Below are 19293 nucleotides of genomic sequence, written 5' to 3' on the forward strand. Positions count from 1 at the left end.
CCGATGGACGAGCTCGACTGGCTGATCGTCGAGGCGCTCCAACGCGACGGGCGGATGTCGATGCGGGCGCTCGCGCGGCAGGTCGGGCTGAGCGCGAGCGCGACGATCGACCGCGTCGGGCGGCTGCGCGACCGCGGCGTCATCACCGGCTTCGGCGCGCGCGTCGACCACGCCGCGCTGGGCCGGCCGATCGTCGCGTTCATCCGGCTGCAGACGCGCGCCCGCGGCTTTGGGCAGGCGGCGCTCGACCACCCGGAGATCGTCGAGTGCCACCGCCTGACCGGCGGCGACGCCTTCATCGTCAAGGTCCGCGTCGCCTCGATCGAGGCGCTCGAGGCGCTGATCGACGAGCTGATGCGCTACGGCGAGCCGACGACCTCGATCGTGCTGTCGACCGCCTTCGAGGAGCGGCCGGCCGCGCGTCCCGACCGCTGAGGTCAGGAGGCGCGGCGCGCGACCCGCTCGGCCAGCGCGGCGAGCGCGCGGGTGCCGGCGACGAGGTCGGCCTCGGCGCTGTCCTCCGCGGCGCTGTGGCTGACGCCGCCGGCGCTGCGGACGAACAGCATCGCGACCGGGACGCCGGCGTGCGCGAGCGCGACCGCGTCGTGGAGCGCGCCGGAGACGAGCTCGATTCCGCCGGCCGCCGGGTCCGCGGCAGCCGCGGCGGTTGCGGCGAGCGCGACCAGCTCGCCGTCGAACGCGACCGCCGGGAACGACCACACCTCCTCGATGCGCAGCTCGACGCGCTCCTCGACGGCGATCTCGCGCGCGGCCGCCTCGATCGCCGCGACGATCGCCGCCAGCCGCCGGTCGTCGCGATGGCGCGCGTCGACCGTCAGCGTCGCCGTCGCGGCGACCGCCGTCGGCACGCCGGGAGCGAGCGCGACGCTGCCGCAGGTCGCCAGCCCGTCGTGCTCGCGGGCGATTGCGCGCGCCGCCAGCGTCAGCCGAGCGGCCGCCACGCCGGCGTCGCGGCGCAGCGCCATCGGCGTCGTCCCGGCGTGGCCGGCGGCGCCGGAGAAGGCGAAGCGGCGACGCGAGATCGCGACCGAGCCGGCCGGCGCGGCGAGCGCCGCGCCGGCCTCCTCGAGCACGGGCCCCTGCTCGATGTGCAGCTCCAGATAGGCGTCGAGGTCGGCGATCCGCGCCGACGCGCGGCCCATCTCCCGCAGCTCGACCCCGTCGGCGCGGAGCGCGTCGGCGAGCGCGACGCCGTCGCGGTCGCGCAGGCGCCCGGCGGCCTCGGCGTCGAGCAGGCCGGACGCGGCGCTCGATCCCAGCAGGCTGTGGCCGAAGCGGGCGCCCTCCTCGTCGGCCCAGTCGACGACGCGCAGCGTCGCCCCGTCCCAGCGCGCGGCGCAGGCGGCGCGCAGCAGCTCCAGCCCCGCGACGACGCCGAGCGCGCCGTCGAGCCAGCCGCCGTCCGGCACCGAGTCGAGGTGGCTGCCGACGGCGACGACCGGCGCGCCGGGCGGTCCGGTCAGCTCGGCCCAGAGGTTGCCGGCATCGTCGCGGTCGACCGCGATCGGCAGGCCGGCGAGCCGCTCGCGCAGCCAGTCGCGGGCATCCCGCCACGGGTCGGTCCAGGCGACGCGCTGCGCGCCGCCCGGCGACGAGGTCCGCGCCGCCAGCGCGCGCAGGTCGTCGACGACCCGCGCGCCGTCGACGAGGCCGTCGAGCCGCTCACTCCGCGGCATCGCGCAGCAGCTCCTGTGTCGAGCAGTGGACGCCGCCGCCGTTCTTGTGCGCCTCGTCGTAGGGGATCGCGATCACCTCGACGCCGCGGGCGCGCAGCAGCTCGGCGGTGCGGGGCGCGCTCTCGGAGGTCAGCACGCGCCCGGGCGCGAGCGTCAGCAGGTTCAGTGCCCACGGCTCGTCCGGATGGGCCCAGATGCACTCGACGCCCCGCCGCGCCAGCTCCTCCATGAAGGTGTACGGCAGCCCGTTCGCGTTGACGAGCGCGCGGTCGCGGTCGACCATCGCGAAGTGGATGTCGAGGTGGACGACGAAGCCCGGCAGCGGGACGACGAGCAGCTCCCATCCGATCCGCCGCAGCAGCTCGCGCAGCTGCTCGGCGCCGGCGTCGTTGCAGCGGACCGACGTGCCGAGCACCGCGAGGCCGGGCCGCAGCTTCGCGAACGACCCGCCCTCGAGCGTCCCGCTGCCGACGACGGTGCCGAGGATCGGCATGCCGAGCGCGGCCGCCTCGCGCGTCAGCGCCGCCTCCTCGCCGCGCCGCATGCGCGGCGCCAGCCGCCCGACGATCGCGCCGCCGCGGACGGTCACGAGCGGGTCGCGCACGTACATCGCCTTCGTGAAGCGGGGCGCGAGCGGCTCGGCGACGACGACCTCCACCCCTTCGCCGCGCAGCGCCGCGACGAGGCCGGCGTGCTGCGCGTGCAGGCGCGCGAGGTCGGGCGGCTCGCTGCCGGTCCAGTGCCATGCGCCGCCCTCGTCGACGAAGGCGTCGAAGCCCGGCCGGTAGGCGTCGGCCCGCACGGCGGCCAGCTCGTCGCCGGGCTGGCGCACGAGCACCTTGCGCAGCCGCGAGACCTCGTCGTCGGCGCCCCACCGGCATCCCCACGTCCGCTCGAGCTCCCCGACGTCGTGGAACGGCGGCTCCGGCTCGGGCGGCGTCAGCAGCTGGTGGAAGCCGTCGGGAAGCCGGTCGTAGCCGTCCAGCTCCGCGAGCGAGGGGATCAATCTGGGCATCGAGAGGACCTGCGATTCGGTGAGGAGGCCGCGGCGGTCGCCGCGCCGCGCCCGGCCCGGCGCCGGGCGCGCGCCCAATCTGGCGCAGCGCCCCGCGCGGATCAATCGCGGGAGGGGGAACTCGGATCGGCCTGGTCGATCGTCGGTCGCGAAGCCGTGCGAACCTCCAGCGCGCCCCGCCCAGCCGCCGCGGCGCCCCCGGCGCGGCGGCGGCTCCGCGACGCCGCGGCCGCGCGCGCGGCCGCGGCCGATCGGCCTAGCTCTCGCCGAGCACGCCCCAGAGGGTCGTGTCGACGTAGTCGCCGGTGTCGAACTCCTCGTCGAACAGTCTGAATCTCTTCATCGTGTCGACGGTCGCGTCGATCGCGTCCATGTCGAGTCTCATCAGCTCGGCGTCGCTCATGCCGTCGCGCTTGATCAGCTTCAGCGTCTCGGCGACGTCGATCGCCTGGTCTCTCGCGTTGCTCGAGCCCTTCGGCAGGAAGGCCATCACGTCTCTGACCGCCGCGTCCGGGTCGGCGACGGCCGCCTCCCAGCCCTTCTTGCCGGCGCGCAGCAGGCAGGCGACGGCCTGGCGGTTGTCGGCGAGGTAGTCGTCGTTGACCGCGACGCCGTGATCGACGAGGTCGATGCCGAAGTCGTCGGGGTTGAGGACGTTGACGCCGTCCGGGTAGTCGTAGCCGGCGCTCTCCAACTGCGCGATGTGGAAGAAGACGCGGGCCGGGATCACGTCGGCCTTGCCGGCGAGCAGGTCCTCGATCCCGAAGCCGACCGGCACCTTCTCGACCGCGTCGGTGCCCAGCCCCGCTCTCTGCAGCAGCAGCACGACCAGCGGGTTGAGGCCGTCGATCGATGCCGAGACGCGCTGGACGCCGAGCTTTCTCCCCTCGAGGTCCTCCGGTCTCTCGATCCCGCTTCTCTTCAGCGAGACGTACGCGACCGAGTTGCGGTGGTAGACCTGCGCGACGTAGGTGATCGGCGCGCCTCTCTGCCGCGCCGTCGCGCCGGCGGTGAAGTCGATCAGCCCGACGTCGACGCTGCCGTCGGCGAGCGCCAGCTCGACCTGCGTCTGCGGGCCGCCGGGCACCAGCTCGACGTCGAGCCCCTCCTCGGCGAAGAAGCCCTGTCTGTCGGCGACGAGCCAGCCGGCGAACTGCGCGTTCGGGAAGAACGACAGCTGGAACTTGACCTTCTCGCCGGTGCATCTGCCGCTCAGGTCCTCCGCGCGCGCTGTCGTGCCCGAGCCGCCGCCGCCGTCGTCGTCGCTCGAGGAGCCGCAGGCGGCCAGCCCGAGCGACAGCAGCACGACGACCACGGCCCAATGGAGCCGCTTCATCTCATTCCTCCGGTGTTGCGGGTTTGCTCAACGGCCCGGTCTGCGGGCCGTCTTCCATGGCGCGACCAGCCCCTCGACGAGGCCGACCGCCGCGTACCAGGCGATGCCGATCGCCGACAGCGTCACGAGCGCGGCCCAGGCGAGCGGCGCGTCGAAGCCGGCGAGCTGCTCGATCATCATGTAGCCGAGGCCGTTGCGGCCCTTCAACGTCTCGCAGACGATCGCGCCGATCAGCGCCAGCACGGTCGTGTACTGCAGCGCCGTGAACATGTACGGCACGGCCGCCGGGAAGCGCAGCTTGCGGAAGACCTGGCGGCGGGTCGCCTCCATCGAGTCCATGTACTCCAGCGCCGAGGTCTCGACGCTCGTGAAGCCGGCCTGCGAGTAGACGACCATCGACGGGAAGCACATGATCGCGACGATCGTCGCCTTGAAGGCGGTGCCGGCGCCGATGTACAGCGAGACGACCGGCGCCAGCGCCACCAGCGGCGTCGCCTGCACCGCGACCAGCGACGCGCTCAGCCGCGCCGCCGTCGGCCGCGGCAGCGACGTCAGCGCCATCCCGGCCAGCACGCCCAGCCCGTTGCCGATCGCGTAGCCGAGCATCGCCGGGCCGAGCGTCACGAGCGTGTTGCTGAGCAGCTCGTCGCCGCTCTCGCCGAACGCATCCCAGATCGCGCTCGGCGCCGGCAGCGTGAACGACTTGACGCCGAGCAGGTCGTTCCAGACGCCGGCCTGCCACGTCCACAGCAGCAGCGCCAGCAGCACCAGCGGGGCGCCGACGGCGAGCGCCGTCTCCCGGTCGAGCCGCTTCCGGCTCCGCCGGCGCCGGGCGGAGGTCACGCCGCTCATCAGCGTCCCCCCTCGCCGCGGAAGCGCATCTGCCAGGGCGTCAGCAGCCGCTCGGCGATCCCGACCGCGCGCGACAGCGCGAGGCCCATCGCGAGCGTCACCAGCATCGCCGCCCACAGCATCGGCGCCTGGGCCGGCCCGAAGGTGAGCGCGGAGAGCATCAGGAAGCCGAGGCCGCTGCGGGCGTTCATCAGCTCGACGACGATCGCGCCGACGAGGCTCAGCGGCGCCGCCAGCTTCAGACCGCTGAAGATGTAGGGCATCGCCGACGGGAAGCGCAGATGGCGCAGCCGCTTCAGCCGCCCGATGTCGTAGGCGCGGAACAGCTCGTCGGCCGCCGGCGCGTAGTCCTTCAGGCCTCGGAGCGCCGACAGCGTGACGATGAAGAAGGTCACGAACGCCGCCATCAGCAGGCGCGTGAGGCTGTCGCTCTTGACGATCGAGCGGATCAACGGCACCAGCGCGATCAGCGGCATCATCTGCGCCAGCAGCAGGTACGGCAGCGTCGCCGCCTCGATCCACCGCGCCTGGGCCATCACGACGCTCAGCACGATCCCGATCGCCCCGCCGACGACGAAGCCGAGCAGCGCCGTGGAGAGCGTTGCCCAGGCGGCGTCGAAGAGCGTGCCGGGGTTCTCGAGCACCGGCCGCACGACGCTGTGCGGATAGGGCAGCTTCGACGACGCCAGCTCGTCGCCGCTGGCGTCCATCAGCCCGGCGAGCGGGTACCAGACGCCGAGCACGAGCAGGAGCGTCGCGGCGATCGTCGCGGCGCGGCGGCTGCGGCCGCCCATCACGCCTGCTCCGCCGCGAGCAGCTGGCGGCGCAGCTCGCTTTCCAGGGCGAAGAACTCCGGCGTCTCGCGCACCTCGGCGCTGCGCGGCCGCGGCAGGTCGATCTCGACCGTCGCGGCGACGCGGCCGGGGCGGGCGCTCAGGACGACGACGCGGTCGGAGAGCAGCACCGCCTCCGGGATGCTGTGGGTGATGAAGAGGACGGTCGTGTCGATCTCCTCCGACCAGATCCGCAGCAGCTCGTCGGCCATCCGGTCGCGCGTGATCATGTCGAGCGCGCCGAACGGCTCGTCCATCAGCAGGTAGGGCGGCGCGAGGGTCAGCGCGCGGGCGATCGAGACGCGCTGCTGCATGCCGCCCGACAGCTCCCACGGCCGATGGTCGGCGAAGTCGGCGAGGCCGACGAGCCCGAGCAGCTCGGTGACGCGCGCGTCGATCTCCGCGCGCGATCGGCCGAGCAGCTCCATCGGCAGCCCGACGTTCTGCGCGACGGTGCGCCAGTCGAACAGGATCGGCTGCTGGAAGACGATCCCGAACTGCCGCTTGCGACGCGCCTCGCGCGGCGCGATCCCGCCGACCGCGATCTCGCCTCCGCTGGCCGGCAGCAGGCCTGCGACGAGCCGCAGCAGCGTCGACTTGCCGCAGCCCGACGGGCCGATCAACGAGACGAAGCCGCCGCGCGGGACCTCGAACGAGACATCCTCCAGCGCGGTGACCGAACGGTCGCCACCGTCGAAGACCTTCGTGACGCGATCGACCGTGATCGCGGCCGGGCCGGCCACCGGGACGGCGACCATTCCGGCGCCGGATCTGTCCGGCACATCATCCATCGAACCACCTCTCCAAAGCCGGTGGCCACGGGGAGCGCCCCGTGGCCGACACATCTCATTTGGCGACTGTACACAGTAGCCAGGACGCTGTCCATGAGGACAGCGTCAGGCCCGGCCCGCTCGCTCAGCCGCCGACGGCGACGCGGTGCTCGGCGCGCGCACGCTCGAGCAGCTCCGGATCGGCGAGCACGTCGCAGACGCTCAGCGCGAGCACCTTCGCCGCGTTGACCATCGCCTCGCCGCCGAACGGGGAGGCCGCCGCCTCACGCCACTCGACGCTGTGGCCGGCGATCGGGTGGTCGGCGATCGCGAGCGTGACGCCGAGGTGCGGGATCGCGTGGCTGACGTTGCCGCCGTCGCCCGACGCCTTCGGCGATCTGGCGTCGAGCGGGTCCTCCGCGAGGCCGACCAGCGCGAAGTTCGCGCGCGCGACCTCGCCGAGGCTGGGGCAGTGGCGCGCGTCGAAGTAGGTCAGGCCGCGGTCGACCTCGACCGTGCAGCCGGTCATCAGCGCCGCCCCCCTGGCGACGTCGAGCACCCGCCCGACCAGCTCCTCCATGTACTCGCGCCGGTCGGCGCGGACCATGAACTCGACGACCGAGAGCTCCGGGACGATGTTCGGCTTGTCGCCGGCCTGCGCGATCACCCCGTGCATCCGCACGTCGGAGGTGACGTGCTGGCGCAGCGCGTTGACGCCCGCGAACAGCAGCATCGCCGCATCGGCGGCGTTGACGCCGAGATGGGGGTGGACGGCGCTGTGGGCCGGCTTGCCGTGGAAGCGGAAGGTGAGGTTGCCGGCCGCGAGGCTCGGCGTGTTGATCTGGTTGAGGTAGCTGGGGTGGAACATCATGCTGAGGTCGACGCCGTCGAAGGCGCCGCGCTCGAGCATCAGGATCTTCCCGCCGCCGCCCTCCTCGGCCGGCGTCCCCATCACCGCGACCGTCCCCGGCGCCTCCGGCCACTCCTCGCCGACGGCGATCGCCGCCGCGCAGGAGGCCGTCCCGATCAGGTTGTGGCCGCAGCCGTGGCCCAGCCCCGGCAGCGCGTCGTACTCGGCCAGCAGCCCGACCGTCGGCCCGTCGCCGCCGCGCCGCTCGGCGCGGAAGGCGGTCGGCAGCTCGGCGACGCCGCGGTCGACCGTGAAGCCGTGGTCGGCGAGGAACGACGACAGCCACCCGCTCGCCTTCACCTCCTCGAAGCCCAGCTCCGGATTGGCGTGGATGTCCGCGCTGATGCGCTCCATCTCCGGCCGCAGCCCGTCGATCCGCCGCAGCACTCGTCGCTTCAGCTCGTCCAGCTCCACCACACCGGCCATGCGATGCCACCTTTCTCTCCGTAGGTGTCTACAGGCTACTGTCTCCAGAACGCGGGCGGGCATCGATTTGTCTCAGCAGCTCGGCGGCGCGGGTGCGGAAGCGCTCGACGTTGCGAAGCTTCACCTCCTCGTAGCCGCGCACGAGGTCGGGCAGGTCGGCCAGCTCGGCGACGAGCGCGGCGTTGCCGGCGTCGAGGCGCTCCAGCGTGCCGCGCACGAGCTGGTCGTACTCGCCGACCAGCCGGCGCTCGACCCTGCGCACGTGGGCGTAGCCGAACGGGTCCAGCCGCGTGCCGCGCAGCCGCTTCGCCGCGGCGAGCGTGCGCATCAGCGGGACGGCGCCGGTGCCGATCGCCAGCTTCCTTCTCATCCCGAGCGCCCGCAGCAGCGGCGGGTGGAGCATCAGCTTGACCTTCGCGCCCTCCCCCAGCTCGTGCTCGCGGCGGGCGCGGTCGGCGACGTCGAGGTGGAGGCGCGCGACCTCGTACTCGTCCTTGTAGGCCATCAGCTTGAAGAGGCCGCGCGCGTACGCCTTGGCGACCGCCGTCGAGGCACCGCCGGTCCGCTCCCGCTCGATCGCCGCGACCTCGCCGACGGCCTCGGCGTAGCGGCTCGCGTACGCGAGGTCCTGGTAGGCGACCAGCTCCGGCACCCGCACCTCCAGCAGCCGCCGCAGCTCGCTGCCGGGCGCGGCCGGCAGCTCGATCGCGGCGGCCTGCGCCTGCGCCCGTGCGGCCGCGCGGGCCGGACCGCCCGGGAGCCGGGGAGCGCCGGCCGCCGCGGCGTCGCCGGTCCCGGCCGGCCCGCCGCCGCCGGTCGCTGCGCGATGGTCGCCCTCGCTCGCCTGCGCCAGCGCCCGCTCCAGCGCCGCCGGGTCGGCGACCGCGGCGCGCCCCCAGCGGAAGGCGGCGAGGTTGGCCTTCACGGCGGCGCCGTTGAGCTCGATCGCGCGTTCGATCGCCGCGGCGGCGATCGGCAGGCAGCCGTGCTGGAAGGCGGCGCCGACGAGCAGCATGTTCGCCGGCAGGTGGTCGCCGAACAGCCGCTCGGCGAGCTGCTCGACGTCGAGGAAGAGCGCCTGGCCCTCCTTCGTCGCGCGCTCGATCCGCCTGCGCGGGCCGCGCGCGGCCGGGAACGAGACGGTCGTGTCGGTGACCATCTGCGCCGTCGGCGTCGCCGCGGTGTTGACGACCGCGATCGTCCGCTCGGGGTCGGCGACGGCGAGCGTCTCGGGCGCGGCGGCGCCGAGCAGGTCGAAGCCGATCAGCGCGTCGGCGCTGCCGGCGCCGGCGCGCAGCTGGCCCTCGACCGGCCGGTCGGAGATGCGGATGTCGGAGATCACCGGGCCGCCCTTCTGCGCCAGCCCGATCTGCTCCAGCCCGGCGGCCCAGCGGCCGTCGAGGTGGGCGGCCATCTGCACGATCGCCGAGACGGTCACGACGCCGGTCCCGCCGACGCCCGGCATCCGCAGCAGCGCGTCGCGGCCGACCCGCATCACGGGCGCGGGCAGGACGGCCGGCGGCTCCGGCGGCGTCCCTCTCGCGCTCCCGCGCCCGCCCCCGCCTCCGCCCTGCGCCTTCGGCGGCACCACCGTCAGGAACGACGGGCAGTCGCCCTTCAGGCAGGTGAAGTCCTGGTTGCAGGAGGATTGGTGGATCTGCGTCTTGCGGCCGAACTCGGTCTCGGTCGGCACGACCGAGAGGCAGGTCGACTGCTCGCCGCAGTCACCGCAGCCCTCGCAGACGCGCTCGTTGATCCAGATCCGCTCGGCCGGCGCCTCCAGCCTGCCGCGCTTGCGCAGCCGCCGCTTCTCGGTCGCGCAGCGGTCGTCGTGGATCAGCACCGTCACGCCGTCGACCGCGCCCAGCTCGCGCTCGACCGCGGCCAGCTCGTCGCGGTGGCGGACGGTCGCGATCGGGTCGAGCGAGACGCCGCGGTAGCGGTGCGGCTCCGGCGTCGTGACGACGATCCGTCTGACGCCCTCCAGCGCCAGCCAGCGCGTCAGCTCGGGGATCTGCAGGCGGCCGGTCGCGTCCTGGCCGCCGGTCATCGCGACCGCGTCGTTGTAGAGCAGCTTGTAGGTGATCCGCGCGCCGGCGGCGGCCGCGGCGCGGATCGCCAGCGAGCCGGAGTGGTGGAAGGTGCCGTCGCCGACGTTCTGGATGAAGTGCTCGTCGTCGGTGAACGGCTCCAGCCCGATCCACTGCGCGCCCTCGCCGCCCATCTGCGGCATCCCGAGCAGCCTGCCGCGGCGGTCGCCGTCGTCGATCGCGACCATGATGTGGCAGCCGATCCCGACGCCGACGAGCTGCTCGGCGTCGGCGCGGGTCGAGACGTTGTGCGGACAGCCGGAGCAGAAGTACGGCGTGCGCTTCGGCAGCGGGACCAGCCTCCCGGTCGCGTCGCGCCGCTGCTCGATCCGCCCCAGCCGTGCGCGCGCCCGCTCGCCGAGCGCGTCGGCGCCGAGCACCCGGCCGATCGCCCTGGCGACGTCGTCGGAGGAGAGCGCACCGCGCGCGCTCAGCAGCGGCGCGCCTTCCGCGTCCTCCTTGCCGAGCACGCGCGGCGCTTCCGGCAGGCGGTAGAGCGCGTCGCGCACGAGCTGCTCCAGGAACGGCAGCTTGTCCTCGACGACGAGCACCGTCTCGACGCCGCCGAGCAGCCGGCGCAGCTCGTCGCGCTCCAGCGGCCACGGCATCGACAGCTTCACCAGCCGCAGCCCGATCGCCTCGCACGCGGCGCGGTCGATCCCGAGGTCGTCGAGCGCCCGCACGATCGCCTGGAAGCCCAACCCCGCGGCGATCAGCGCGACGCGCGGCCGGCGCGGCTCGAAGACGATCCGGTTCAGCTCGGCCGTGCGCGCATACTCGGAGGCGCGCGCCAGCCGCGCGACCATCAGGTCGTGCTCGGCGTCGAGGTTGCCGGGCGGCAGCAGCACCGGCGGTCTCTGAGCGGCGCGCGGCGGCAGCTGCGGGATCGCGTCGAGCAGCCCGTCCAGCTCGACGACGGCGCTCGCGTCGGCGATGTCGGCGACGACCTTCAACCCGCTCCAGAGGCCGGCATGGCGTGACAGCGCGACCGCGTGGAGGCCCAGCTCCAGCTGCTCGCGCACGTCGCCGGGCGCCAGCAGCGGCACGAACAGGCTGCGGCAGATCGGCTCCGAGGAGCTGGGAACCGTCGAGGACTTGCTCGCCGGGTCGTCGCCGATCCACGCCACCGCCCCGCCGAGCGGCGCGGTGCCGCTGAGGTTGCCGTGGCGGATCGCGTCCGCCGCCCGGTCGAGGCCGGGGCTCTTGCCGAACCAGAAGCCGGTGACGCCGTCGACGCGCCGCCGCTCCAGCTCGCCGATCAGCTGCGTGCCGGAGACCGCCGTCGCGGCCAGCTCCTCGTTGAGGCCCGGCCGGAAGACGACGCCGGCGGCGGCGAGCCGTCTGCGCTCGCGCTGCAGCTCGCGGTCGACGCCGCCGAGCGGCGAGCCGGGGTAGCCGCTGACGAAGATCCCGGTCCTGCGGCCGGCGCGCACGTCGAGCCGGCGCTGGTCGAGCGCGATCCGCACCAGCGCCTGGATCCCGCTCAGCAGGATCGCGCCCGACTCCGCCGCGTACTTGTCCTCCAGCGAGACGTCCGCTCGCGGGAGCGTGGCGAGCGCGCTCATGCGAGCGCTCCGGCAGCAGCCTCGGCCCGGCGCCGGGCGCGGGCGTCCCGGAGGATGCGGGCGGCGCGCCGCTCGGCGACCGTCAGCGCCGTCTCGCCCTCCGCCGTGGCGTCGGCCAGCAGCTCGCGGACGCGCTCACCGATCTCGAGCACGTCGGCGCGCAGCCGCGCCTCGTCGTGGCCGCTGCGCAGCGCGTGGATCTGCACGACGCCGCCGGCGTTGGCGACGAAGTCGGGGATGTAGGCGATCCCGCGCGCGGCGAGCCGCTCGGCGTCGGCGCGGGTCGCGAGCGTGTCGTTCGCAGCGCCCGCGACGACGCGGCAGGCGAGGCGATCGACGGTCCGTTCGGAGACGACGCGCGCGACGGCGCACGGCGCGAGCACGTCGCAGGGCGTCGTCAGCGCCTCCTTGGCGGCGACGACCGCGCCGTCGACGGCGCTCGCGAGCGCCTCGGCGCGGCCGGCGTCGACGTCGGCGACCAGCAGCCGCGCCCCTCTGCCGGCGAGGTCCCGCGCGAGCGCGCCCCCGACGTGGCCGGCCCCCTGGACGAGCACGGTCGCGCCCTCGATCCCCTCGCGGCCGTCGAGCTGCTCGACCGCCGCGACGATCGAGGCCGCGACGCCGAGCGCCGTCCACGGCGACGGGTCCTCGTCGGCGCACGACACCTCGACGCCGGCCGAGCGGACGACGGCGAGGTCGCCGACGGTCGTGCCCATGTCGACGCCGGGAAGGTAGGCGCCGGCGGTGCGCGCGACGAACTGGCCGAAGCGGCGCATCAGCGCCTCGCGGTCGGGGACCGGGCCGTCGTCGAGGATCACCGCCTTCGCGCCGCCGAACGGCAGCTCCGCGACCGCGTTCTTGAGCGTCATCGCGGCGGCGAGCCGACGGCACTCGAAGATCGCCTCGGCGTCGTCGGCGTAGGCGCGGTTGCGGACCCCGCCGAGGCCCGGCCCGAGCGTCGTGTCGTCGATCGCGATCACGGCCCGCAGGCCGGTCTCCTCGTCCCGGCAGAGCACGAGCTGCTCGCTCGCCCAGGTCCCGCCCTCCTGCGTCAACGCCCTCTCCACGACCGCTCTCCTTCACCGTTCGGCTGACGGGCGGGAGCACAGCCGACGCGGCCGTCGTCACGCAACTGACACGCGCGTTTCTTGCCGAACGCGCAATTTTCGCGATGCCCACTCGCACATCGCTTCATGCTTCTTGCGCTTTCGCAGCGGCGGACGTACGGTGGTCCGATGAGCGAGCGCGTGCAGATCGACGAGACCGACCGGCGGATCCTGGCGCTGCTGGAGGAGGACGCCCGGCGGACGATCGCCGACATCGCCGGGCACGTGAACCTGTCGCCGGCGCCGGTCAAGCGGCGCGTCGACCGGCTCGAGCAGCTGGGCGTGATCGCCGGCTACACGGTCCTCGTCGACCACGGCAAGCTCGGCGCCGAGATCGAGGCCTTCACCGAGGTCCGCCTCGACGGCGACGCCGACGCCGACGTCGTCGCCGACGAGATGGCGCGGCGGCCGGAGGTGCGCGAGGTCTTCACGATGGCCGGCGACCCCGACGCGCTGGTCCGCATCCGCGTCGCCGACGTCGCCCATCTCAAGCAGGTCGTCAACGAGCTGCGTCGCAGCCGCAACGTCACGGGCACGAAGTCGCTGATCGTGCTCGACCGCAGGGGCAGCTCGGCGCGGCGGCGCCCTCAGCGCTCGCCGGCGTCGTCGTCGCCGGACGCCGCTTCCTCGCCCTCGGCCCCCTCGTCGGGGCGCTCGCCGCTCGCCGGCGGATCGGTGTCGGGATCCTCGGCGGGGTCGTAGTCGCCGGGTCTGCGCTCCGGACGTCTCTCGCTCTCGGTCATGGGGCACAGCTACCCGGACGCACCGTGGCGAAGCGGCGGCGTTCGCGCCCGCGCACACGGGTAGCTGACGCGGAGATGCTCGCCACGGACGTCGCACCGGGAATCCACCGCGTCGAGGACGCCCACGTCAACTGGTACGTGGCCGAGGCCGACGGCGCGCTGCTGCTGATCGACGCCGGCCTGCCGGCCTCCCGCCGGTCGCTCGCGCGGGCACTGCGCCAGCTCGGCCGCCGCGTCGACCAGATCGCCGCGCTGGTGCTGACGCACGCCCACTTCGACCACGTCGGCTTCGCCGAGTTCGCGCGCACCCGCCTCGGCGTCGAGGTCTGGGTCCACGACGACGACGTCCCGCTCGCGCGCAAGCCGCGCCAGTACACGCGCGAGGGCAGCACGCTGCGGTGCCTCGCGACCCACCCCGACGGCGCCCGGATCGTCGCCGAGATGGGCCTCCGCGGCGCCTTCCTCGCGCCCGGCGTGCGGGTCGTCCGCCGCTTCGGATCGGAGCCGGAGCCGCTGCCGCTGCCGCTGCCGGGAGCGCCGGTTCCCGTCTTCACCCCCGGGCACACGCTCGGCCACGTCGCGCTCCACTTCCCCGACCGCGACGCGGTGATCGCCGGCGACGCGCTCGTCACGCTCGACCCCTACACCGGCGCGACCGGCCCGCGGATCGTCGCGCGCGCCGCCACCGCCGACAGCGAGCGGGCGCTGCGCTCGCTCGACGCGCTCGCCGCCACCGGCGCGACCGTCCTCCTCCCCGGCCACGGCGAGCCGTGGCGCGACGGCGCCGCCGCGGCGGTCGCGCAGGCGCGCGCGGCGGGCGTCGCCTGAGCCGCCGCCGTTCGGCGCGGACCGCCGCGCGCCGCTGCCGAGCGGACGGCGCGCGAACGCCGCCGCGGGCGCGCCGTCCGCGCCCCGACACGCGGCCGCGCCGGGCCGGCGTGCCGCGGTTTGCCGCCGCTCCGGCGCGGAGAGAGTGGATCCATGCGCCTGGCGCTCGGGCTGGCGGCGTTCGGCGGCGGCATCTGGCTGCTGGTCGAGTCGGTCGAGGGGCTCGTCAGAACGCTGCGCGCCTGGGCGCTCGCGGCGGGGCTGTCCGGCGTGCTGCTCGGCGCGCTCGTGCTCAGCCTCGACGTCGAGTCGACGGCGGCCGGGATCGCGGCCACGCTCGACGACCTGCCCGGCACCGCGCTCGGCACCTCGATCGGCGCGAGCATCTTCCTCGTCACGGTCGGCCTCGGCGTCGCCGCGCTCGTCGCGCCGTTCGCCGTCAGACCGCCGGCGGCGCTGCTGGCGGTCGCCGCGATCGCGACCGCGCTGGCGATCGCGCTCGCCGCCGACGGGCGCCTGTCGCGCGTCGACGGCGCGATCCTGCTGGCCGCGTTCCTCCCGCTCGCGGCCGCCGTGTTCCTGCGCCGTCGCGGACACGAGCCGCCGCGGACCGAGGCGACGCCCCTCCCCCGGCTGCTCGTGCCGCGGATCGCCGGCGGCGTCGCCGGGCTGGTGATCGGCGCCGAGCTGCTCGTCTTCGGCACGCGCCGGGTCGTCTCCCAGCTCGGGTTGTCCGAGACGGTCTTCGGGCTGCTCGTCGTCGCCGCCGCGGTCTCGTTCGAGGAGATCGTGCTGGAGGCGCTGCCGGCATTCCGCGGCTTCCCCGAGCTGAGCGTCGGCAACGCGCTCGGCACGCTCGTCTTCCTGCTCACCGGCTCGCTCGGCGCGATCGTGCTCGTGCGTCCGATCGACGTGCCGGCGACCGTCGTCCACTACCACCTCCCCGCGCTCGCCGTCACCGCCCTGCTGGCCGGCGCGCTGCTCGCCCGCGGACGGCTCGGCCGCCCCGAGGGCGCGCTGCTCGTCGCCGCGTACGCGCTCTACGCCGCCGGCGCGCTCGCCGCCTGACGGGGAGCTCCGACCCGTTCGAGCAGCTCGCCGCCCGACCGGAAGTAGGCTTGCCGCCGATGGGCGAAGGCCACCAGCATGCGAGCGCGGTCACGGCGGGCGGCCGGCACAAGCGCGCGCTGGCGCTGGCGTTCGGCCTGACCGCGGCGTTCATGGTCGTGGAGGCGGCCGTCGCGCTGGCGACCGGGTCGCTGGCGCTGCGCCAGCCTCGGTTCGGGACGTGGCTTGTCAGGCGACGCCGTGCCGCCGCGGTCCCGCGGGCTTGCGGGCACGGACGATCGCGGCGGCGGCGTGCTCGTGGACGCGATGGGTCTCCCTGATCTCGACCTCGGCGAGGCCGGCGTCGGCGAGCGCCCGCTCGAGCTCGGCGCGGGTCAGGGCGCCTGCGACGCAGCCGGTCCACTGCCGCATGTCGGCGCGGGTGGCGTCGTCCATCTGCTCGTCGGCGATCACGTCGGAGATCGCGAAGCGGCCGCCGTCGCGCAGCACGCGCGCCGCCTCGGCGAGCACCTTCGGCTTGTCGCCGGAGAGGTTGAGGACGCAGTTGGAGATGACGACGTCGACGGAGGCGTCCGCGAGCGGGATCGCCTCGATGTAGCCCTTGACGAACTCGACGTTGTCGAGGCCGGCGTCGGCGGCGTTGCGTCGCGCGAGGACGAGCATCTCGTCGGTCATGTCGAGCCCGATCGCCTTCCCGCTCGGGCCGACGCGGCGGGCGGCGATCAGCACGTCGGCGCCGGCCCCGGAGCCGAGGTCGAGCACGGTCTCGCCGTCGTGCAGGTCGGCGACGGCGGTCGGCACGCCGCAGCCCAGCGAGGCGGCGACGGCCGCCTCGGGCGCATCCGCGCCGGCGTCGCCGTAGAGGGCGGCGCCGAAGACCTCGCAGCCGCGCGCGTCGGTCGTGGACACGGCCCCGCCCACCGTCGGCCCGCAGCAGCCGGCCGACTCGACGGGGCTGCCGGCGGCGAGCGCGGCGGCGGCGTAGCGCTCGCGCACGACCTCGCGCACGTCGCTCGTCTCGGTGGTGGTGGTGGTCTTCTCGGCCATCGCGATCGGCCTCCTTCGGGTGCTCGGGTCGGTCAGCTCAGCCACGCGGAGAGCGCGCCGAGCGCATCGGGCCGGACGTAGTAGTAGGCCCACAGTCCTCGACGTTCGGAGTCGACGATTCCGGCCGCGCGCAGCTTCTTGAGGTGATGGGAGAGCGTCGGCTGGCTGACGTCGAAGAGCGGCACCAGCTCGCAGACGCAGACCTTGCCGGCGTGCTTGCGCAGCACGTCGACCAGCTGCAGCCGGATCGGGTCGCCGAGCGCCTTCGCGACCTCCGCGAGCTGGATCGCCTGCTCCCGGTCGACGTCGGGATAGACGACCGGCTCGCAGCACGGCTCCCCGGGCGGGCGCTTCGTCTTCGGGGCGAGCTCCAGATCGACGCTCATCTATCTACGAATATCGATTGAAGTGATGAATGTCAATGGATAGCCTCCGTGCCGTGACCGCCGCCACCCCGCACGCCGAGGAGCCAGCCGTCATCGGCCGCCTCTCGACGTTGGACCGCTTCCTCCCGCTCTGGATCGCCGTCGCGATGGCCGCCGGCCTCGGCCTCGGCGCGCTGATCCCCGGCTTCGACGACGCGCTCGACTCGCTCCAGATCGGCACCGTCTCGCTGCCGATCGCGCTGGGCCTGCTGCTGATGATGTACCCCGTGCTGGCGAAGGTCCGCTACGAGGAGCTGGGCCGGCTCGGCGGGGGCACCGCCGGCGAAGCCGGTGGTCGGAAGCTGATCGTCAGCTCGCTCGTCCTCAACTGGATCGTCGGTCCGCTGCTGATGTTCGCCGTCGCGTGGATCTTCCTCGCCGACCAGCCCGAGTACCGCACCGGCCTGATCGTCGTCGGCCTCGCGCGCTGCATCGCGATGGTCCTGATCTGGACCGACCTCGCCTGCGCCGACCGCGAGGCGACCGCGCTGCTCGTCGCGATCAACTCGCTCTTCCAGATCGTCGCCTACTCCCTGCTGGGCTGGGTCTACCTGACCGGCCTGCCCGACCTGCTCGGCCTCGACTCCCAGGGCTTCGAGGTCTCGATGTGGGAGGTCGCGCGCACCGTGCTGATCTTCCTCGGCATCCCGCTGCTCGCCGGGTATGCCACACGCGTGATCGGCCTGCGGCGACGCGGCGCGCAGTGGTACGAGCAGAGGTTCCTGCCCCGGATCGGTCCGGTCGCGCTCTACGGGCTGCTGTTCACGATCGTGATGCTGTTCGCGCTCCAGGGCGACGCGATCACGAGCGAACCGCTCGACGTGATCCGCATCGCGATCCCGCTGCTCGTCTACTTCGCGGTCATGTTCGCCGTCTCGTTCGCCGCCGGCGCCTGGCTGCGGCTCGGCTACCCGCACACGAGCACGCTCGCCTTCACCGCCGCCTCCAACAACTTCGAGCTGGCGATCGCCGTCGCCGTCGGCGTCTGGGGCGCGACCTCCGGCCAGGCGCTCGCGGGCGTCGTCGGCCCGCTGATCGAGGTCCCCGTCCTCGTCGCGCTCGTCTACGTCGCGCTGTGGCTGCGACGCCGCTGGTTCACCACCGACCACGACGCGCGCCCCGACCGCCGCGCCCGCCTCGCCGAGGAGACCAGCTGATGGCCAACGTCCTCTTCGTCTGCCTCCAGAACGCCGGCCGCTCCCAGATGAGCCACGCCCTCTTCGAGCGCGCCGCCGCCGACACCGGCCACGCCGCCCGCTCCGCCGGCACGTCCCCGGCCGAGCACGTCCATCCCGAGGTCGTGGCCGTCATGCGCGAGCTGGGCGTCGACCTCGCCGACCGCACCCCGAGGCGGCTGACCGAGGACGACGCCCGCTGGGCCGACGTGGTCGTCACGATGGGCTGCGGCGACAGCTGCCCCTACATCCCCGGCCGCCGCTACCTCGACTGGGACCTCACCGATCCCCACGGCCGAGACCTCGACGCCGTCCGCGCCATCCGCGACGAGATCGCTCGCCGCGTCAGAACGCTGCTCGCGGAGCTCGAGCGCTAACGCCGTCGGCGCGTCGCGCGCGCGGCGTCGGGAACGAGCAGCGGCACGACGCGGACGTAGGCGACCATGCCGAGCACCTCGACCAGCGTCTGCGTGACGACGACGGCCGCGGCGAGCGCGTACCGGTCGCCGAGCGCGAGCGCGAGCGGCAGCACGACGAGCGAGTTGCGGGTCGCCCCGGTGAAGACCAGCGCGCGGGCGGCGCCGGCGTCGAAGCGGAGCCGGCGGCCGAGCGCGACGCCGACGGCGGCCATGACGATCAGGAACGCGACGTAGATCGGGACGACGCCGGCGACGTCGCCGAGGTCGTCCTGCACGCGCGGCCACTGCGAGGCGACGACGACCAGCAGCGTCAGCGCCATCAGCGCGACCGGCGTCAGGTCTGCGGCCGCTCTGACGCGGGTGCCGAGCCCTCCGCGCGCGGCCCACAGCTCGGTCGCCCACGCGAGTGCCAGCGGCAGGACGATCAGCACGAGGAAGGCCTCGACGAACGGCACTGGGTCGATCACGTCGGCGAGGTCGGGGCCGACGAACAGGTAGAGGAAGGCCGGCAGCAGGACCATCTGCGCGAGCATCAGCAGCGGCGCGGCGGCGAGCAGCCGCCGCTCGCTGCCGCCGGCCAGCCGCGTGAAGACGATCACGTAGTCGATGCACGGCGTCAGCAGCACCATCAGCACCCCGACCTCGACCGCCGTCCCGCCCGGCGCGAAGCGGCTCAGCAGGAACGCGACCGGCGGCACGATCACGAAGTTCGACCCGAGCGCGGCCAGCAGGAACCGCCGGTCGCGCAGCGCCTCCCGCAGCCGGTCGAACGGCACCTGCAGGAACGTGACGTACAGCAGCGCGCCGAGCACCGGGTAGATCGCCGCCTCGAACGCCCCCTCGGCCGCCGGCGCCGCGGCGCCGATCAGCCCGCCCGCGACGAGCGCGCCGAGGTAGACGGGGACCTGCCGACGTTCGAGGCGCTCGGCGACGCGGCGCCCCCGCGCCGCAGGTGAGGTCCGGAGGTCCGCCACGACCGCAACGGTAG

The 19293-nt window shown here is 74.4% G+C and carries 18 protein-coding genes; 6 read left to right on the forward strand and 12 right to left on the reverse strand.

The genetic code is table 11. From position 1 onward, the window contains the following. Positions 1-3: 3 nt before the first annotated feature. Positions 4-435, forward strand: coding sequence for an Lrp/AsnC family transcriptional regulator (locus BDZ31_RS19335; protein WP_183344164.1), 432 nt, complete (start codon positions 4-6; stop codon positions 433-435). 2 nt (positions 436-437) lie between these two features. Here the strand turns inward: BDZ31_RS19335 and BDZ31_RS19340 are convergent, their stop codons facing one another. From BDZ31_RS19340 to BDZ31_RS19380, 9 genes are all read right to left on the reverse strand, one after another. After that, the gene (locus tag BDZ31_RS19340; RefSeq protein ID WP_183344166.1) at positions 438-1697 is read right to left on the reverse strand and encodes a hydantoinase/carbamoylase family amidase; all 1260 of its coding nucleotides are present in this window, start codon (positions 1695-1697) and stop codon (positions 438-440) included. After that, positions 1684-2712, reverse strand: coding sequence for a dimethylarginine dimethylaminohydrolase family protein (locus BDZ31_RS19345; RefSeq protein ID WP_183344169.1), 1029 nt, complete (start codon positions 2710-2712; stop codon positions 1684-1686). The genes BDZ31_RS19340 and BDZ31_RS19345 overlap by 14 nt, the downstream gene beginning before the upstream one ends. A gap of 256 nt (positions 2713-2968) precedes the next feature. Further along, positions 2969-4048 (reverse strand): ABC transporter substrate-binding protein, encoded by a 1080-nt coding sequence (locus tag BDZ31_RS19350; RefSeq protein WP_183344171.1) that lies wholly within the window; start codon positions 4046-4048, stop codon positions 2969-2971. A gap of 27 nt (positions 4049-4075) precedes the next feature. Beyond that, complete coding sequence (locus BDZ31_RS19355; protein WP_183344173.1) at positions 4076-4900, reverse strand: ABC transporter permease; 825 nt, start codon at positions 4898-4900, stop codon at positions 4076-4078. Then, positions 4900-5694, reverse strand: coding sequence for an ABC transporter permease (locus tag BDZ31_RS19360; protein WP_183344175.1), 795 nt, complete (start codon positions 5692-5694; stop codon positions 4900-4902). Before BDZ31_RS19360 ends, BDZ31_RS19355 begins: the two co-directional genes overlap by 1 nt. Next, positions 5694-6524, reverse strand: a complete 831-nt coding sequence (locus tag BDZ31_RS19365; RefSeq protein WP_221243185.1) for an ABC transporter ATP-binding protein — start codon at positions 6522-6524, stop codon at positions 5694-5696. The genes BDZ31_RS19360 and BDZ31_RS19365 overlap by 1 nt, the downstream gene beginning before the upstream one ends. A 124-nt stretch (positions 6525-6648) precedes the next feature. Further along, positions 6649-7839 (reverse strand): M20 family metallopeptidase, encoded by a 1191-nt coding sequence (locus BDZ31_RS19370; protein ID WP_183344177.1) that lies wholly within the window; start codon positions 7837-7839, stop codon positions 6649-6651. Between the two features lie 28 nt (positions 7840-7867). Then, positions 7868-11494, reverse strand: a complete 3627-nt coding sequence (locus tag BDZ31_RS19375; RefSeq protein ID WP_183344179.1) for an indolepyruvate ferredoxin oxidoreductase family protein — start codon at positions 11492-11494, stop codon at positions 7868-7870. Beyond that, positions 11491-12561 (reverse strand): Glu/Leu/Phe/Val dehydrogenase dimerization domain-containing protein, encoded by a 1071-nt coding sequence (locus BDZ31_RS19380; RefSeq protein WP_343075637.1) that lies wholly within the window; start codon positions 12559-12561, stop codon positions 11491-11493. Before BDZ31_RS19380 ends, BDZ31_RS19375 begins: the two co-directional genes overlap by 4 nt. 168 nt (positions 12562-12729) lie before the next feature. On the opposite strand from BDZ31_RS19380, the gene BDZ31_RS19385 reads away from it, so the two are divergent. The 3 genes from BDZ31_RS19385 to BDZ31_RS19395 all read left to right on the forward strand — a co-directional run bounded on the left by BDZ31_RS19385 (position 12730) and on the right by BDZ31_RS19395 (position 15239). After that, a complete protein-coding gene (locus BDZ31_RS19385) occupies positions 12730-13302 on the forward strand; it encodes an Lrp/AsnC family transcriptional regulator (RefSeq protein WP_183344181.1) in 573 nt (190 codons plus the stop codon). Between the two features lie 116 nt (positions 13303-13418). Further along, positions 13419-14171: an MBL fold metallo-hydrolase gene (locus BDZ31_RS19390; protein ID WP_183344183.1), complete on the forward strand. Its 753-nt coding sequence runs from the start codon at positions 13419-13421 to the stop codon at positions 14169-14171. A gap of 153 nt (positions 14172-14324) precedes the next feature. Further along, positions 14325-15239 (forward strand): sodium:calcium antiporter, encoded by a 915-nt coding sequence (locus tag BDZ31_RS19395; protein ID WP_183344185.1) that lies wholly within the window; start codon positions 14325-14327, stop codon positions 15237-15239. A gap of 228 nt (positions 15240-15467) precedes the next feature. On the opposite strand, the gene arsM is transcribed toward BDZ31_RS19395, so the two are convergent. Together arsM and BDZ31_RS19405 are read right to left on the reverse strand one after the other, a co-directional pair. Next, positions 15468-16286, reverse strand: a complete 819-nt coding sequence (gene arsM, locus BDZ31_RS19400) for an arsenite methyltransferase (protein WP_183344187.1) — start codon at positions 16284-16286, stop codon at positions 15468-15470. A gap of 32 nt (positions 16287-16318) precedes the next feature. Further along, complete coding sequence (locus tag BDZ31_RS19405) at positions 16319-16672, reverse strand: ArsR/SmtB family transcription factor (RefSeq protein ID WP_183344189.1); 354 nt, start codon at positions 16670-16672, stop codon at positions 16319-16321. A 53-nt stretch (positions 16673-16725) separates the two neighbouring features. On the opposite strand from BDZ31_RS19405, the gene arsB reads away from it, so the two are divergent. Next, on the forward strand, positions 16726-17868 hold the full coding sequence (gene arsB / locus BDZ31_RS19410; protein ID WP_425492744.1) for an ACR3 family arsenite efflux transporter: 1143 nt from the start codon (positions 16726-16728) through the stop codon (positions 17866-17868). Then, positions 17868-18263 (forward strand): arsenate-mycothiol transferase ArsC, encoded by a 396-nt coding sequence (locus tag BDZ31_RS19415; RefSeq protein WP_183344192.1) that lies wholly within the window; start codon positions 17868-17870, stop codon positions 18261-18263. Before arsB ends, BDZ31_RS19415 begins: the two co-directional genes overlap by 1 nt. On the opposite strand, the gene BDZ31_RS19420 is transcribed toward BDZ31_RS19415, so the two are convergent. After that, positions 18260-19279 carry a bile acid:sodium symporter gene (locus BDZ31_RS19420; protein WP_183344194.1) on the reverse strand — a complete coding sequence of 340 codons (1020 nt, stop codon included), beginning with the start codon at positions 19277-19279 and terminating at the stop codon, positions 18260-18262. The genes BDZ31_RS19415 and BDZ31_RS19420 overlap by 4 nt on opposite strands. Positions 19280-19293 lie beyond the last annotated feature (14 nt).

Origin of the sequence: Conexibacter arvalis (genome assembly GCF_014199525.1) — a bacterium.
Lineage (GTDB): Bacteria > Actinomycetota > Thermoleophilia > Solirubrobacterales > Solirubrobacteraceae > Conexibacter > Conexibacter arvalis.